The organism is Actinophytocola sp. (assembly GCF_035634895.1).
Taxonomy (GTDB): domain Bacteria; phylum Actinomycetota; class Actinomycetes; order Mycobacteriales; family Pseudonocardiaceae; genus Actinophytocola.
Genome location: NZ_DASQCC010000108.1, coordinates 1 through 14,236 on the forward strand (window position 1 = coordinate 1; position 14,236 = coordinate 14,236).

General features: G+C 70.1%; 12 protein-coding genes. 7 read left to right on the forward strand and 5 right to left on the reverse strand.

Annotated elements, in window-relative coordinates:
* Positions 1 to 81: 81 nt before the first annotated feature.
* Positions 82 to 723: a TetR/AcrR family transcriptional regulator gene (locus tag VET29_RS15460; RefSeq protein WP_324920554.1), complete on the reverse strand. Its 642-nt coding sequence runs from the start codon at positions 721 to 723 to the stop codon at positions 82 to 84.
* 135 nt (positions 724 to 858) lie between these two features.
* Here VET29_RS15460 and VET29_RS15465 point away from each other — a divergent pair, with 135 nt between their 5' ends.
* The gene (locus tag VET29_RS15465) at positions 859 to 1,461 is read left to right on the forward strand and encodes an SCP2 sterol-binding domain-containing protein (protein WP_324920556.1); all 603 of its coding nucleotides are present in this window, start codon (positions 859 to 861) and stop codon (positions 1,459 to 1,461) included.
* Here VET29_RS15465 and VET29_RS15470 read toward each other — a convergent pair.
* From VET29_RS15470 to pdhA, 3 genes are read right to left on the reverse strand one after another with little or no spacing between them, the layout of a single operon-like run.
* Positions 1,399 to 2,712, reverse strand: a complete 1,314-nt coding sequence (locus VET29_RS15470; RefSeq protein WP_324920558.1) for a dihydrolipoamide acetyltransferase family protein — start codon at positions 2,710 to 2,712, stop codon at positions 1,399 to 1,401. The genes VET29_RS15465 and VET29_RS15470 overlap by 63 nt on opposite strands.
* A gap of 3 nt (positions 2,713 to 2,715) precedes the next feature.
* Positions 2,716 to 3,732: an alpha-ketoacid dehydrogenase subunit beta gene (locus VET29_RS15475; RefSeq protein WP_324920559.1), complete on the reverse strand. Its 1,017-nt coding sequence runs from the start codon at positions 3,730 to 3,732 to the stop codon at positions 2,716 to 2,718.
* On the reverse strand, positions 3,732 to 4,961 hold the full coding sequence (gene pdhA / locus VET29_RS15480; protein ID WP_324920561.1) for a pyruvate dehydrogenase (acetyl-transferring) E1 component subunit alpha: 1,230 nt from the start codon (positions 4,959 to 4,961) through the stop codon (positions 3,732 to 3,734). The genes VET29_RS15475 and pdhA overlap by 1 nt, the downstream gene beginning before the upstream one ends.
* A gap of 359 nt (positions 4,962 to 5,320) precedes the next feature.
* Between pdhA and VET29_RS15485 the strand changes: the two genes are divergently transcribed.
* Positions 5,321 to 6,754 (forward strand): M20/M25/M40 family metallo-hydrolase, encoded by a 1,434-nt coding sequence (locus VET29_RS15485; protein WP_324920563.1) that lies wholly within the window; start codon positions 5,321 to 5,323, stop codon positions 6,752 to 6,754.
* A 104-nt stretch (positions 6,755 to 6,858) separates the two neighbouring features.
* Positions 6,859 to 7,986 carry an MFS transporter gene (locus VET29_RS15490; RefSeq protein WP_324920565.1) on the forward strand — a complete coding sequence of 376 codons (1,128 nt, stop codon included), beginning with the start codon at positions 6,859 to 6,861 and terminating at the stop codon, positions 7,984 to 7,986.
* Here VET29_RS15490 and VET29_RS15495 read toward each other — a convergent pair.
* Positions 7,957 to 8,685, reverse strand: coding sequence for an ESX secretion-associated protein EspG (locus tag VET29_RS15495; protein WP_324920568.1), 729 nt, complete (start codon positions 8,683 to 8,685; stop codon positions 7,957 to 7,959). The genes VET29_RS15490 and VET29_RS15495 overlap by 30 nt on opposite strands.
* A gap of 103 nt (positions 8,686 to 8,788) precedes the next feature.
* Between VET29_RS15495 and VET29_RS15500 the strand changes: the two genes are divergently transcribed.
* The 4 genes from VET29_RS15500 to VET29_RS15515 all read left to right on the forward strand — a co-directional run bounded on the left by VET29_RS15500 (position 8,789) and on the right by VET29_RS15515 (position 14,213).
* Complete coding sequence (locus VET29_RS15500) at positions 8,789 to 11,437, forward strand: MGH1-like glycoside hydrolase domain-containing protein (RefSeq protein ID WP_324920570.1); 2,649 nt, start codon at positions 8,789 to 8,791, stop codon at positions 11,435 to 11,437.
* A gap of 90 nt (positions 11,438 to 11,527) precedes the next feature.
* Positions 11,528 to 12,505: an ABC transporter substrate-binding protein gene (locus VET29_RS15505; protein ID WP_324920573.1), complete on the forward strand. Its 978-nt coding sequence runs from the start codon at positions 11,528 to 11,530 to the stop codon at positions 12,503 to 12,505.
* Between the two features lie 2 nt (positions 12,506 to 12,507).
* The gene (locus tag VET29_RS15510; protein ID WP_324920575.1) at positions 12,508 to 13,440 is read left to right on the forward strand and encodes an amino acid ABC transporter permease; all 933 of its coding nucleotides are present in this window, start codon (positions 12,508 to 12,510) and stop codon (positions 13,438 to 13,440) included.
* Positions 13,437 to 14,213 carry an amino acid ABC transporter ATP-binding protein gene (locus VET29_RS15515; protein WP_324920577.1) on the forward strand — a complete coding sequence of 259 codons (777 nt, stop codon included), beginning with the start codon at positions 13,437 to 13,439 and terminating at the stop codon, positions 14,211 to 14,213. The genes VET29_RS15510 and VET29_RS15515 overlap by 4 nt, the downstream gene beginning before the upstream one ends.
* Positions 14,214 to 14,236: the final 23 nt, after the last annotated feature.

Genomic DNA, 14,236 nt, shown 5'->3' on the forward strand with positions numbered 1-14,236 from the left:
CGCGGCGGAACACCGCTCGGGCTGGGACTTCACCCTGACCGACGCCAGCACCGGCAAACCACACCTGGCGGGCCGGGTCTCCTAGCCCTCGCCGGGGTGCCAGGTCGAGTCCTGCATCAGGCCGCTGAACCCCATCCACGCCAGGTTCATCAGGCGGGACGCGACGACCCGGCTCGGCACCTCCGGGTTGTCGAGCCACCAGTCCGCCAGCGACTCCGCGGCCCCCACCAACGCCGCCGCCAGCGACTCCGTCGCGTTGTCGTCCAGCCCTTCCTTCGTCGCCACCCGTACCAGCAGCGTGTCCACCAGGCTGATCGCCTGGCGGCGCATCGCCAGCAGCTCGTCCGAGAACGGTCCGCCCTGCGTGATCGACTGTCGGTGGATGACCCGCCAGCTCTCCCGGTGCGTGCCGACGTACTCGAAGAACGCCGCCAACCCGTGCCACAGCTGCATGTCCGGCGCCAGCTCTGCCCGCACCCCGGTCGCGATGGCCGCCAGCAGCCTGGTGGCCTCGCGGTGGATGCAGGCCGCGAACAGGTCCTCCTTCGAGCCGAGGTAGGCGTAGATCATCGGCTTTGAGACCCCGGCCACGTCGGAGATCTCGTCCATCGACGCGTCGTGGTAGCCGCGTTCGGCGAACACCGTGACCGCCGCGTCGAGGATCTGCCGCTCCCGGACCTCACGCGGGAGCCGCCTGACTCGCCGCCGCTCTTCCACGGTCACCGATCCTCCCCACCACCAAGACGAAACCCGTGCCAGCGTAACCGACCCGCACGTAGGGTTACCCGCGAGTAGCTATGGTGGCCTATGCGATTCAGACGCAGCCGGGCCGCTTCGATGACGGGCGAACCGGTGGTTGTGAGCACAGTGGACATCGACGCGTTCGCCCGCGCCGTCGATCCCGAGCTGCTCGACGAGCGGCAGTTCGTGCAGCTCATCGACACCCTGGACATGCTCGGCCGCGCCGGGACGGGCATCAACCTGGCCGCCATGCGCACGGACACGTTCGTGTGGTTCGTCTCCCGCGCGTCAGCCGCGCAGCTCGCCGACCTCATGGCGCACCCGCACCTGCGTCACGTCGTGTACGACGAGGTCTTCCGCCGGATGAGCGAGCACCTCGACACGAAGAAGGCGGCGACCCTCGACGCGGTGGTGCACTGGCGCTTCACCACCACCGGCGATCACGACCGCTTCGAGACCGTCATCGCGCACGGCACGTGCAGGTCCGGCCGGGAGCCGACCACCGACCCGCGTGTGACGATCACCCTCGCGCCCGCGGACTTCCTGCGCGTGGTCACCGGCGGTGTCCACGTCGCCATGCTCTTCATGCGCGGCAGGGTGAGGGTTCGCGGCGACATCGCGTTCGCCGCGAACCTCATCAACTACTTCGACCTGCCGTCAGTACGTGATGGCCATGGCGGGGTCGGCAAGGATCGCGCCGACGTCCGCGAGGAACTCTGAGCCCTGCTGCCCGTCGACCACCCGGTGGTCGAAGCTCAGCGACAGCTGGCACACCTTGCGCACCCTGATCTCGCCGTCGACCACCCATGGCATGTCCTTGATCGCGCCCAACGCCAGGATCGCGGACTCGCCGGGGTTGATGATCGGCGTGCCGGTGTCGACGCCGAAGACGCCGACGTTCGTGATGGTGATCGTGCCGTTCAGCATGTCGGCCGGCGTCGTCTTACCCTCCCGCGCGGTGACCGTCAGCCGCTCCAGTGCGACCGCCAGTTCCCGCAGGGACATCGCGTCCGCGTCCCGGACCTTCGGCACCACCAGCCCACGCGGCGTGGCGGCCGCGATACCCAGATGCACGTAGTCCTTGTAGACGATCTCCTCGCCGGCCCAGGAGGCGTTCACGTCCGGGGTCCGCCTGGCCGCGAGGCACACGGCCTTCGCGGCGAACGTCAGCGGGGTGATCTTCACGTCGCGGAACGCGGGGTGCGACTTCAGCCGCGCCCGCAGCTCCATCATCGGCGTGACGTCGATGGTCAGGAACTCCGTGACGTGCGGAGCGGTGAAGGCGCTCCCGACCATGGCCTGCGCGGTCATCTTGCGCACACCCTTGACCGGGACCCGACGCTCCCGCGCACCGGCCGGGACCACCGGCGCGGCGGCGGGTTCCTCGGCCGCCCGCCGCACGTCCTCGCGGGTGATCACCCCCGAGCTGGCCAGCGACCGGAGGTCCACGCCGAGGTCCTTGGCCAGCTTGCGGACCGGCGGCTTCGCCAGCGGCACCAGCGTGGACGGCGCCAGCAGCGCCGCGGGCGAGTCGGGCACCGTGATCGGCTCCACGACCGGCTGAGCCGGCGCGACAGTCGGTGCGGGCGGTGCCGGCGACGCGACCGTCGCGGCCGCGGCGTCCTTGCGGGCCCGCCGCTTACCCGCCGAGGCCTTCGGGCCGTAGCCGACGAGCATGGCCTGGCCGTTCGTCTCGGCCTGCGCCGCCGGCGCGGCGGCACCACCCGGATCGACGTCGATCGTCAGGATCGGCTCCCCGACGTTGACGGTCTGCCCCGGCTGCGCGTGCAGCTCGGTTACCACGCCCGCCCACGGGCAGGGCAGCTCGACCGCCGCCTTCGCCGTCTCGATCTCGACGATGATCTGGTTGACCGCGACCTCGTCGCCCGGCTTGATGTGCCAGGTCAGGATCTCGGCGTCGACCAGGCCCTCCGCCGTGTCGGGCAGCGGGAACACCTTGAAGTCAGGCATGCCTCACCAGCCCAGGGAGCGGTCGACGGCGTCCAGCACCCGGTCGAGGTCGGGGAGGAACTCCTCCTCGAGCTTCGACGGCGGGTAGGGCGTGTCGAACCCGGTGACCCGCAGGACGGGCGCCTCAAGCGAGTAGAAGCACTCCTCCTGGACGCGAGCGGCGATCTCCGAGGTCAGCGACGCCTCCGACGGCGCCTCGGCGACCACGACCAGGTGCCCGGTCCTGCGCACCGACTCGTACACCGGCGTCAGATCCATCGGCGAGAGCCCACGGAGGTCGATGACCTCGAGCTCCGTGCCCTCCTCGGCGGCCGCGGCCGCCGACTCCAGGCAGGTCTTGACCATCGGCCCGTATGTGGCGATCGTGGCGTGCGAACCCGTGCGCAGCACGCGCGAGGAGAACAGCGGGGCGGGCGAGTCGTGGAAGTCCAGCTCCGCCTTCTCGTAGTACCGCCGCTTCGGCTCGAAGAACACCACCGGGTCGTCGCAGCGGATGGCCTGCTGGATCATCCAGTAGGCGTCGACCGGGTTCGAGCACGCGACGACCTTCAGGCCCGCGGTGTGCGCGAAGTAGGACTCCGGGGACTCGGAGTGGTGCTCGACCGCGCCGATGCCGCCGCCGAACGGGATCCGGATCACGAGGGGCAGGTTGACCTTGCCCTGGCTGCGGAAGTGCAGCTTCGCCACCTGCGACACGATCTGGTCGAACGCGGGGTAGACGAACCCGTCGAACTGGATCTCGCAGACCGGCCGGAACCCGCGGATGGCGAGGCCGACGGCCGTGCCGATGATGCCGGACTCGGCCAGCGGCGTGTCGAGCACGCGCTGCTCGCCGAAGTCCTTCTGCAACCCGTCGGTGATGCGGAAGACGCCGCCGAGCTTGCCGACGTCCTCGCCCATGATGATGACCTTCGGGTCCGCCTCCATGGCGGCACGAAGACCGAGGTTCAACGCCTTGCCCAGCGTGACGGTCTGAGTGCCGGCCTTCTGCTCGGACTTGTCCATGACTGGCGCCGCCATCAGTGCTTCCCTCCCGCGCCGTGCCCGGGCGTTCGCTCCGCGAAGCCGGCCGCGTACTCCAGGAAGTCGTCGCGCTGGCGGTCCAGCGCGGGGCTGGCCTCCTCGTAGACCTGGGAGAAGATCCGCGACAGGTCGGGCGACGGCATGTTCTGGCAGAACTCGCGCAGCTCCGCGGCGAGCTCGTCGGACTCGGCCTGGACCTGGTCGAAGAACTCGCTCTCGGCGTGCTCGTGGCGGACCAGGTTCACCCGTACTCGCTCAATCGGGTCCTTCAGCTTCCACGCCTCAAGCTCGTCCGACAGCCGGTAGCGGGTCGGGTCGTCGGTGGTGGTGTGGGCGTCCATGCGGTACGTGTACGCCTCGATGAGGACGGGGCCGTTGCCGTGGCGGCACTGGTCGAGCGCCCAGCGGGAGACCGCGAGGGTCGCGAGCACGTCGTTGCCGTCCACGCGGATGCCGGGGAAGCCGTAGCCGCGGGCGCGCTGGTAGAGCGGCAGCCGGGACTGGCGTTCGGTGGGCTCGGAGATGGCCCACTGGTTGTTCTGGCAGAAGAACACGAGCGGCGCGTCGTACACCGAGGCCCACACGAAGCCCTCGTGCACGTCGCCCTGCGAGGTGGCGCCGTCGCCGAAGTAGACGATCGTGGCCTCGCCGTCGTCGTCGCCGACCTTGCCCTCGAACCGCTGCCCCATGGCGTAGCCGGCGGCGTTCAGCACCTGGTTGCCGATGACGATCGTGTAGAGGTGGAAGCGCTTCTCGATCGGGTCCCAGGAGCCGTGGTCGGTGCCGCGGAAGATGCCGAGCAGCTCGGTCGGCCGGACCCCGCGCGTCCACGCGACACCGTGCTCCCGGTAGCTCGGGAACGCCATGTCCTGCGGTTTCATCGCTCTGCCCGAGCCGATCTGCGCGGCCTCCTGGCCGAGCAGCGGCACCCAGATGCCCAGCTGGCCCTGGCGCTGCAGCGCGTTGGCCTCGCGGTCGACGCGGCGGGTGAGGACCATGTCGCGGTAGAGGTTCCGCAGGTCCTCGGCCGTCACGTCGGCCACGTACGGGTCCCATTCGGCGTCGGGTACCCGCTCACCCTCTGGCGTGAGGAGCTGCACCAGCTCCGGGCCACCCTCACTTGTCGCTCGCAAGCCCGCGATCACCTGCTCTGCCGTCGGCGAGGCCGCGGTGGCGGCCGGCCCGACGCCGGGTTCCGGGTGCGTCCACTGTTCTGGGGACGACATGCGTTCTCCTATGTGGTGTCGACGCCGGGCGTTCGCTTGTGGCGTCCGCACGCGGCCGCGCCATCGGCGGTCACCGGCCCGGGTGGGGTGGTTGTCTCCCGCCGCTGGCGCTGACGGTTTTCGGGCTCCATCCTGGCATGCGACTCGGTGCGGCGGTGAGGCCCGAACGTCGGCAGTTGCCGGGTAGTAGCCCGCTGAGCTGGGGAAACCGTAGGACAACCGACATTTGGGCGTTCACGTGGCGGCGCCCAAGTCCAGCGTGACCACCTCCTACGGTCGAGTGCCAGGCCGTGTGGCCGACCAATGCACCCAACCGAGTGATCTACGTCACTGTCCATGGTAGTGGCAGTATCGCGGGGGTGGACAACGTTCAGGTGCGCACCTCCGTCGACCGGACCTGGGACTCGGACATCCTGCCGAGCCTGTCCGATCTGGTGAGGATTCCGGCCGTCTCCGTCATGTTCGACACGAACTGGGCCGCCTCCGGTCACCTGGACGCGGCAGCCGAGCACCTGCGTGCCTGGTTGGCCGCGCGGGACCTGCCCGGCGCGACGGTGGAGATCCTCCGGCTGCCCGGCCGGACGCCGGTGGTGCTCCTTGACGTGCCCGCGACCGAGGGCATGCCGGCCGACGGTGGCACGGTGCTGCTCTACGGCCACCTGGACAAGCAGCCGCCGGTGGGCGGCTGGTCACCCGGCCTCGGCCCGTGGACCCCGGTGATCCGCGGCGACCGGCTGTACGGGCGCGGCGCGGCGGACGACGGCTACTCGGGGTACGCGGCGACGACCGCGATCGAGGCCGTGCGGGCGGCGGGCGGCGAGCACGCGCGCTGCCTGGTGCTGTTGGAGACGTCCGAGGAGTCGGGTAGCCCGGACCTGGACGCGTACCTGGCGGAGTACCGGGACCGGCTTGGTGACATCTCACTGGTGGTGTGCCTCGACTCGGGCGGCCAGGACTACGAACGCCTGTGGTTGACGACGTCGCTGCGTGGCCTGTGCTCGGTGACCGCGACCGTGACGGTGCTCGACTCGGGGCAGCACTCGGGTTCGGCGAGCGGGATCGTGCCGAGCTCGTTCCGGATCTTTCGGCAGCTGCTGGACCGCATCGAGGACGCCCGGACCGGCGAGATCCTGCTGCCGGAGCTGCACGGCGACATCCCCGCGGACCGAGCCGCCGAGATGAAGGCCTTCACCGACCTGGCCCCCGGTGCGGCCAGGTCGGCGTTCCCCCTGGTGGACCGCATGTCCCCGGCGTCGGACGACGACTACGAGCTGATGGCCAACAACGCGTGGCGGCCGACGCTGTCGGTGATCGGCGGCGCGGGCCTGCCGCTGCCGGAGGAGGCGGGCAACGTCCTGCGGCCGTTCACGACGCTGACGCTGAGCTTCCGCCTGCCGCCGCTGACCGATCCCGCGGTCGCACTCGCCGCGGTGGAACGGGCGCTGACGACCGACGTGCCGTACGGCGCGAACGTGACACTGTCGCGCCAGGAGACTGGGCCGGGCTGGAACGCACCGCCGACCGCACCCTGGCTGCAAGCGGCCCTGGACGAGGTGAGCACGGCGGTCTTCGACGGCAGCCAGTGGCTGACGTTGGGGCTGGGCGGCTCGATCCCGTTCATGGGTTCGCTGGGCGAGGCGTACCCGGCCGCCCAGTTCGTGGTCACGGGTGCCCTGGCCAACGACAGCAATCCCCACGTACCGGACGAGTGGCTGCACATCCCCCAGGCGAAGCGGGTGACGGAGTCGGTGGCACTGCTTCTCGACGCCCACGCCCGGGCCAACCAGGCCTGACCGGTAGCCAGGTCGCAGGCGATAAACTGTCGTCGCCGAGCACCTCCGAGGCTAGGATCCGGGCCATGAGCATGTTCCGACATTGATCTGACCTCGCACCTCGGGTGCCGGCGACGCTGGTGGCGTCGCTGCTGCTCGTGCGTTTCTTCGACGAGACGGTCGCCTACCTTCCCTACGCGGCGGTCGAGTCGATTCGTGCCGACGTCCATCTGACGTACGGCCAGGCCGGTTTCCTGCTGTTCCTGTACCCGGGCATCGGTCTGCTCATGACGCCGTTCGGCGTGCTGGTCGACCGGGCCAACCGTCGACTGCTGGCCGCCGTCGGCGGTGCCGGTTACGGCCTGGGCCTGTGCCTGTTCGCCCTCGCCGGGAACTTCTGGACCCTGTTCGCGGCCGTGTGCGTGATGGGCACGCTCGGCGACCTGCTGGTCCAGTCGGCCGAGGTGTCGCTGGTGGAGGTGGCCGGCGACAACGCGGAACCCGCGCTGGCACGGGCGAACCTGCTCGGCGCGGTCGGCGACCTCGCCGGCCCGGTGCTGCTCGCCGGCGCGCTGTGGACGGGTCTGGGCTGGCGCGCCGCGTTCTGGGCCGCGGGCTTCGCGATGGTGGCGTACGGACTGACCCTGGCGACCCGCCCACTGCCCAGACCGTCCCCTCCCGAGGAGGAGCAGAGCGCGCTGGGGGCGTTGCTGGCGGTGGCCCGCGACCGCCGGGTGGTCGTGGCGGGCCTGCTGGTGGCGGTGATCGTCGCGTTCGACGACACGTTCGTCGGCTTCGCGACGGCCTACCTGGTCAACGACGACCTGTCCCCGCTGTTGGCCACGGTCGCGACGGGCGCCGGCATGGCGGGCGGCGTCGCCGCGGCGGCCTGGGCGAGCCGGACCACGGGGCGGCGGGTAAGCCTGCGTGCGTGTGCGCTGGTGCTGGCCGCCGGCGTCTTGCTGCTGGTGGCGGTGCCCAACCCGGTGACGGGCGCGGTGGCCATGGCACTGGTGGGCGCGGCGGTGAACCTCGCGTGGATCATCCTGCAGGCCAGGTACATGACCCTGCGGCCGGGACAGGTGGGCACGACGTCCGCGGTGGCGGAGGCGATCGCTCAGCTCGGCGTGACGGCGCCGCTGGTGACGGGCCTGCTGGCGGACAAGGCGGGCCTGCCGGCGGCGATGTGGTTGTACGTGGGGCTCGCGGTGGTGTTCGTGGCGTCAACGTATCGATCGCGCCAGCGCACCTAGCCGCCCGGCGATCACCCGGGGAGTCCCGGGCCCGGCACTGATCCACCTCTCGTGCCGGGCCTGCGTGACACCCAGCACCCACCGCCCGTCGACCAGATCGAGCACCGAGACCCACTGCTCGGACCGCCGGCGGTTCCCGTCGTCGTCGCGCCTGGCCGCGTACAGCTTGGCGATGTGCAGGCGCCGGGTGTCGAGCAGGGCGTCGAGCCGCCGCGCCCCGTCGGGCCGGGTGGTGGAGCGCCGCATGAGACCACCCGGCACCGCATGGAACTCGTCATGACCGACCGTGATCGAGCCGCCATCCGCGGCGGCGACGTCGGGCAGCCGCCCGACGAGCGTCTCCACCATCCGGTCGGCAGCACAGCGGGTGAACCGGACACAGTCCCCGCGCCGCACGAGACAGACGGCCCGACGGCCGAGCGAGGCGACGAGCACCCCGTAGTCCCCGTCGACCCCCGCGACCCACCCGTAGAACTCGACGGCCGCCCGCTGCACGACCGTCACGAGCTCCACGAACTCCAGGTAGTCCCGCTTCTCGCCGAGCCCGGCCTCCTTGAGTTCCTGTTGGACGACCCGGTCCGCGGGCCCGGCGGACCGGTGGGAGAAGTACCGCTCACCGCCGGCGAGGATCGCGTGTGGCTGTCCGAGACTCGCCGCCTGCAACAGGCTGAAAAGCGGCGAGACGGCGATTTCGAACACGACATACCAATACTCAAGGTGCACGCTTCCGGCAACCGGCATCATGAGTGCCATGGGCTCCAGCCGTACAGCTGAACACGATCGGTTGGCCGCATCGGCGGAGATGAACTCGCCCTGGCGGTTCTGGGGGCCCTACCTGGCCGCACGACAGTGGGGAACGGTCCGCGAGGACTACTCGCCCGCCGGCGACGCCTGGGGTTACTTCACCTTCGAGCACGCCCGGTCGCGGGCCTACCGCTGGGGCGAGGACGGCATCGCCGGCATCTGCGACCGGCACGGCTTCCTCAACTTCGCCGTCGCCATGTGGAACGGGCAGGACGAGATCCTGAAGGAGCGGTACTTCGGCCTCACCAACGGCGAGGGCAACCACGGCGAGGACGTCAAGGAGCACTGGTGGGTGCTCGACGGCACGCCGACCCACTCCTGGATGAGCGTCCTCTACCGCTACCCGCAGGCCGCCTACCCCTACAGGGAACTGCGTGCCCGTGCCGCCGGGACGCGCCGGGACGAACGCGAGCCGGAGCTCGCCGACACCGGTGTCCTCGCCGGCAACCGGTTCTTCGACGTCCGGGTCAGCTACGCCAAGGCCGCCGCGGACGACCTCTGCATCGAGATCACCGCCGTCAACCGAGGGCCGGAGGCGAGACCACTGCACCTGCTGCCGCAGCTGTGGTTCCGCAACACCTGGTCATGGGGCCGCGACGCGCGCAGGCCCGCGCTCATCGCCTCCACCGCGCAGGGCTGGACGCGGGTCGTCGCGGAGCACTCCCGCATCGGCCGGTACACGCTGCAGGCCAGCGGCAACCCGACCATGCTCGTCACCGACAACGAGACCGACGAGATGACGCTCTTCGGCCGCGGCCGCAACCCGAGCCGCTACACGAAAGCCGGCATCGACGACCACGTCGTGCGCGGCGTCGCGGACGCCTGCCAGGTCGTCGAACCGGGCAGCGCGTCCCAGCCCGGCACGAAAGCCGCGGCCTGGTACCACTTCCCGTCGGTCGCACCCGGCGAGGAGGTGTCGGTCAGCCTCCGCCTCATCGCCGGGAACGGCCACGGACGCGCGTTCGGCCGCACCTTCCGCAACACCATCGCCCAGCGCCGCAAGGAGGCCGACGAGTTCTACGCCTCCGTCATCCCCAACCAGGACGAGCAGGAGCGGACCGTCGTGCGCCGGGCACTCGCCGGTCTACTGTGGACGAAGCAGATCTACCGGTTCCGCCTGCGCCACTGGCTCGAGGGCGACCCGGCCAACCCGCCGGTGCCGGCCGAGCGGGTCCGGCCCGGCGCACGCAACGTCCACTGGCGTCACCTCGACGTCGCGGACGTGCTGTCCATGCCGGACGAGTGGGAGTACCCGTGGTTCGCGGCGTGGGACCTCGCCTTCCACATGATCCCGTTCGCGATGGTCGACCCCGCGTTCGCCAAGGACCAGCTGCTGTTGATGTGTCGCGAGTGGATGATGCATCCGGACGGGCAGCTTCCCGCCTACGAGTGGGAGTTCGGCGACGTCAACCCGCCGGTGCACGCGTGGGCCGCGCTGCAGGTGTACTTCGCCGAGCGGCACCGGACGGGCGCCGGCGACCGGGTGTTCCTCGCGCGGGTGTTCCACAAGCTGCTGCTCAACTTCTCGTGGTGGGTCAACCGCAAGGACCCGGAGGGCAACTACCTGTTCGAGGGCGGCTTCCTCGGCATGGACAACATCGGCCCGGTCAACCGGTCCGAGCGGCTGACGGAGGGATGGCGGTTCGAGCAGTCCGACGCCACCTCGTGGATGGCCACCTACGCGCTGCACCTCATGCGCATCGCACTGGAGCTCGCCCGGCACGACGAGGCGTACGAGGACGTGGCGACCAAGTTCGTCGAGCACTTCCTGTCCATCGCCCAGGTCTCGGCCCGGTTCGGGTCCGCGTCCCGGGGGATCTGGGACGAGCATGACGGGTTCTGCTACGACCTCGTCTCGCGCACGCACGGTGACGGCTCGGTCGAGTCCGCGCCGGTCCGGGTTCGCTCGATGGTCGGCCTCATCCCGGTGCTCGCGTCCGCCGAGCTGGAGCCCTGGGTGTTCACCGAGCTGCCGCACTTCGCCGCCCGGCTCAACTACCTGCTGCACCACCAGCCGGAGTTCGGGCAGTTCGTGAACTGGCGCGCGGGTTCCGGCCGGGACGACGAGCGCAGCGCGCTGCTGTCCCTGCTCGACGAGGACAAGCTGCGGCGCGTGCTCTCCCGCATGCTCGACGAGGCCGAGTTCCTGTCCCCGCACGGCATCCGCTCGATGTCCGCCGCCCACCGCGACGGGCTCGACGTGCACGTCGCCGGGCAGCAGCACTGGGTCCGGTACGAACCGGGCGAGTCGCACACCCCGATGTTCGGCGGCAACTCCAACTGGCGCGGCCCGGTCTGGTTCCCGACCAACGCGCTGCTGGTCCAGGCGCTGCACAAGATCGACGCGTTCCACCACGGCGAGTTCGTCGTCGAGCTGCCGACCGGGTCGGGCCGGGCGATGCCGCTCGGCCACGCGGCCGAGGAGCTGGCCAACCGGCTCGCGGGCCTGTTCCTGCCTGGTGAGGACGGCCGCCGGCCCTCGGACGGCAAGCGGATCGAGGCCAGCGACTCTCCACTGTGGAGCGAACACGTCACGTTCAGTGAGTTCTTCGACGGCGACACGGGCGAGGGGCTCGGCGCGACTCACCAGACCGGGTGGACGGCGCTGGTGGCGGCGTTGATCACAGGGTGGCCGCGCGCATGGTGACACGTCCGTAACATGCTGAGCCTGTGCTGAGCGTTTCCCAAATGGCAGGATTCGCTGAACTCAGACCCGTGAGGCTCGAGGAGTGAAGACGTGTCCCGTACCCGACTGTCCGTGCTGACCGCGCTCTGCGCCGCCGCGACCCTGCTCGCGGCCGGCTGTGGCGCCTCTACCGAGAAGCCGTCCGGCGACGGCGGTGGTGGCAGCGGGTGCACGCCGGGCAAGGCGGCCGACCTGCCCGACCCGAAGCCGCTGACCGTCGACGTCGCCGCGGACAGCGCGCTCGGCGCGCAGGTGCCGGCCTCCATCAAGGCCGACGGCAAGCTCGTCATCGCCACCGACGCCTCGTACGCGCCGAACGAGTTCACGCTGGAGGACTCCGACGAGATCATCGGCATGGACGCCGACCTCGGCAAGGCGATCGCCAAGACGCTCGGCCTGGAGGCCGAGTTCACCAACGCCTCGTTCGACGGCATCCTCGCCGGCATCCAGGCCAAGCGGTACGAGGTCGGCATGTCGTCGTTCACCGACACCAAGGAACGCGAGCAGACCGTCGACTTCGTGACCTACCTCGAGGCCGGCACCTCGACGATGGTCCGCAAGTGCAACCCGAAGAACATCAACTCCGTCACCGACCTGTGCGGCAAGAAGGTCGGCGCGGAGAACGGCACCACCCAGCTCGACCAGCTGAGCAAGGAGGACGCCGAGGGCTCGGTCGTCAAGGCCTGCAAGGACGCCAAGAAGGACGCGCCGGAGGCGCAGGGCTTCCCGAAGCAGACCGACGTCAACGCCGCGCTCCAGGCCGGCCGCATCGACGCGTACATGGCGGACAGCCCGGTCGTCGACTACGCGGTGAAGAAGACCGGTGACGCGTTCGAGAAGGCCGGCGAGGACACCGACTCGGCGCCGTACGGCATCGCGCTGCCGAAGGACGCCGCCGGCCTGAAGGAGGCCGTGCAGGGCGCGGTCAAGAAGCTCATCACCGACGGCAGCTACAAGAAGATCCTCGACAACTGGGGCGTGGGCGACGGCGCCATCTCCGACCCGAAGATCAACGGCGCGATCTACTGAGCATGTCCGCAGACGAGAACGTCGAGCAGAAGGACGCGGAGGCACCCGCGTCCGGGCCCGAGCAGATCGTCGCGGTGCCGGTACGGCACCCCGGCCGCTGGGTGGCGGCCGGGGTCCTGCTGGTACTCGGGGCGATGCTGGTCCACAGCCTCGTCACCAACCCGGCGTGGCGCTGGGACGTGGTCTGGCGGTTCCTCTTCGCCGAGCGGGTGCTCAAGGGCCTGCTGGTGACGGTCGAGCTCACCGTGTACGCGATGATCATCGGCGTCGTGCTCGGCATCGTCATCGCCATCATGCGGCTCTCGCCGAACCCGATCGTGTCGACCGTCGCGTGGGCCTACGCGTGGTTCTTCCGCGGCACGCCCGTCCTGGTCCAGGTCATCTTCTGGTCCTTCATCGGCGCGCTGTACCCGACGATCTCGCTGGGCATCCCGTTCGGTCCCGAGTTCCTCTTCTGGGACTCCAACACGCTCATCGCGGTGTTCACGGGCGCGGTCCTCGGCTTCGGGCTCAACGAGGCCGCCTACATGTCCGAGATCGTCCGCGCGGGCATCCTGTCGGTCGACCAGGGCCAGACCGAGGCCGCGGAGGCACTCGGCATGACCCGGCTGCGGATCCTCCGCAGGATCGTGCTGCCGCAGGCCATGCGGGTGATCATCCCGCCGACCGGCAACGAGACCATCTCGATGCTCAAGACCACCTCGCTCGCGAGCGTGATCGCCGTCGGCGACCTGTTCACCGTGGCCCAGCGCATCTACGGCGAGAACTACCTCTACATCCCGCTGCTCCTCGTGGCGAGCATCTGGTACCTGGTGCTGACCTCCCTGTTGTCGATCGCGCAGTACTTCATCGAGCGCCGGTTCTCCCGTGGCGCGGTGCCCGCCCGCAAGGCCGGGTTCTTCGGGTTCGGCCGGCCGAAGGCGGGGCTCGCATGACGGATCCCACGGTTCCCATGGTCAGGTCCGAGGGCGTGCACAAGTACTTCGGGCGCCTGGAGGTCCTCAAGGGCATCGACCTGGAGGTCATGCCCGGCGAGGTCATGTGCGTGATCGGCCCGTCCGGCTCCGGCAAGTCGACCTTCCTGCGGTGCATCAACCACCTGGAGAAGGTCACGGCCGGCAAGCTCTGGGTCGACGGCGAGCTCGTCGGGTATCGCCAGAAGGGCGACAAGCTGTACGAGCTGCGTGACAACGAGGTCGCCGCGAAGCGCCGGGAGATCGGCATGGTCTTCCAGCGCTTCAACCTCTTCCCGCACATGACGGCGTGCGAGAACGTCATGGAGGCGCCCATCCAGGTCAAGGGTGTCGCCAAGTCGGCGGCCAGGGAGCGGGCCCTCGCGCTGCTCGACCGGGTCGGCCTCGCGGATAAGGCGAAGTCCTACCCCCGGGAGCTGTCGGGCGGCCAGCAGCAACGCGTCGCCATCGCCAGGGCACTGGCGATGGAACCGAAGCTGATGCTGTTCGACGAGCCCACCTCGGCACTGGACCCCGAGCTGGTCGGCGAGGTGCTCACGGTCATGCGCGGTCTCGCGGAGGACGGCATGACCATGGTCGTGGTCACCCACGAGATGGGCTTCGCCCGTGAGGTCGGCGACACGCTGGTGTTCATGGACGGCGGTGTCGTGGTGGAGAAGGGCACCCCCCGCGACGTGATCGCCAACCCGCAGCACGAGCGCACGAAGTCGTTCCTGGGCAAGGTTCTCTCCTAGCGATACCGGTTTTCGTGGCACGC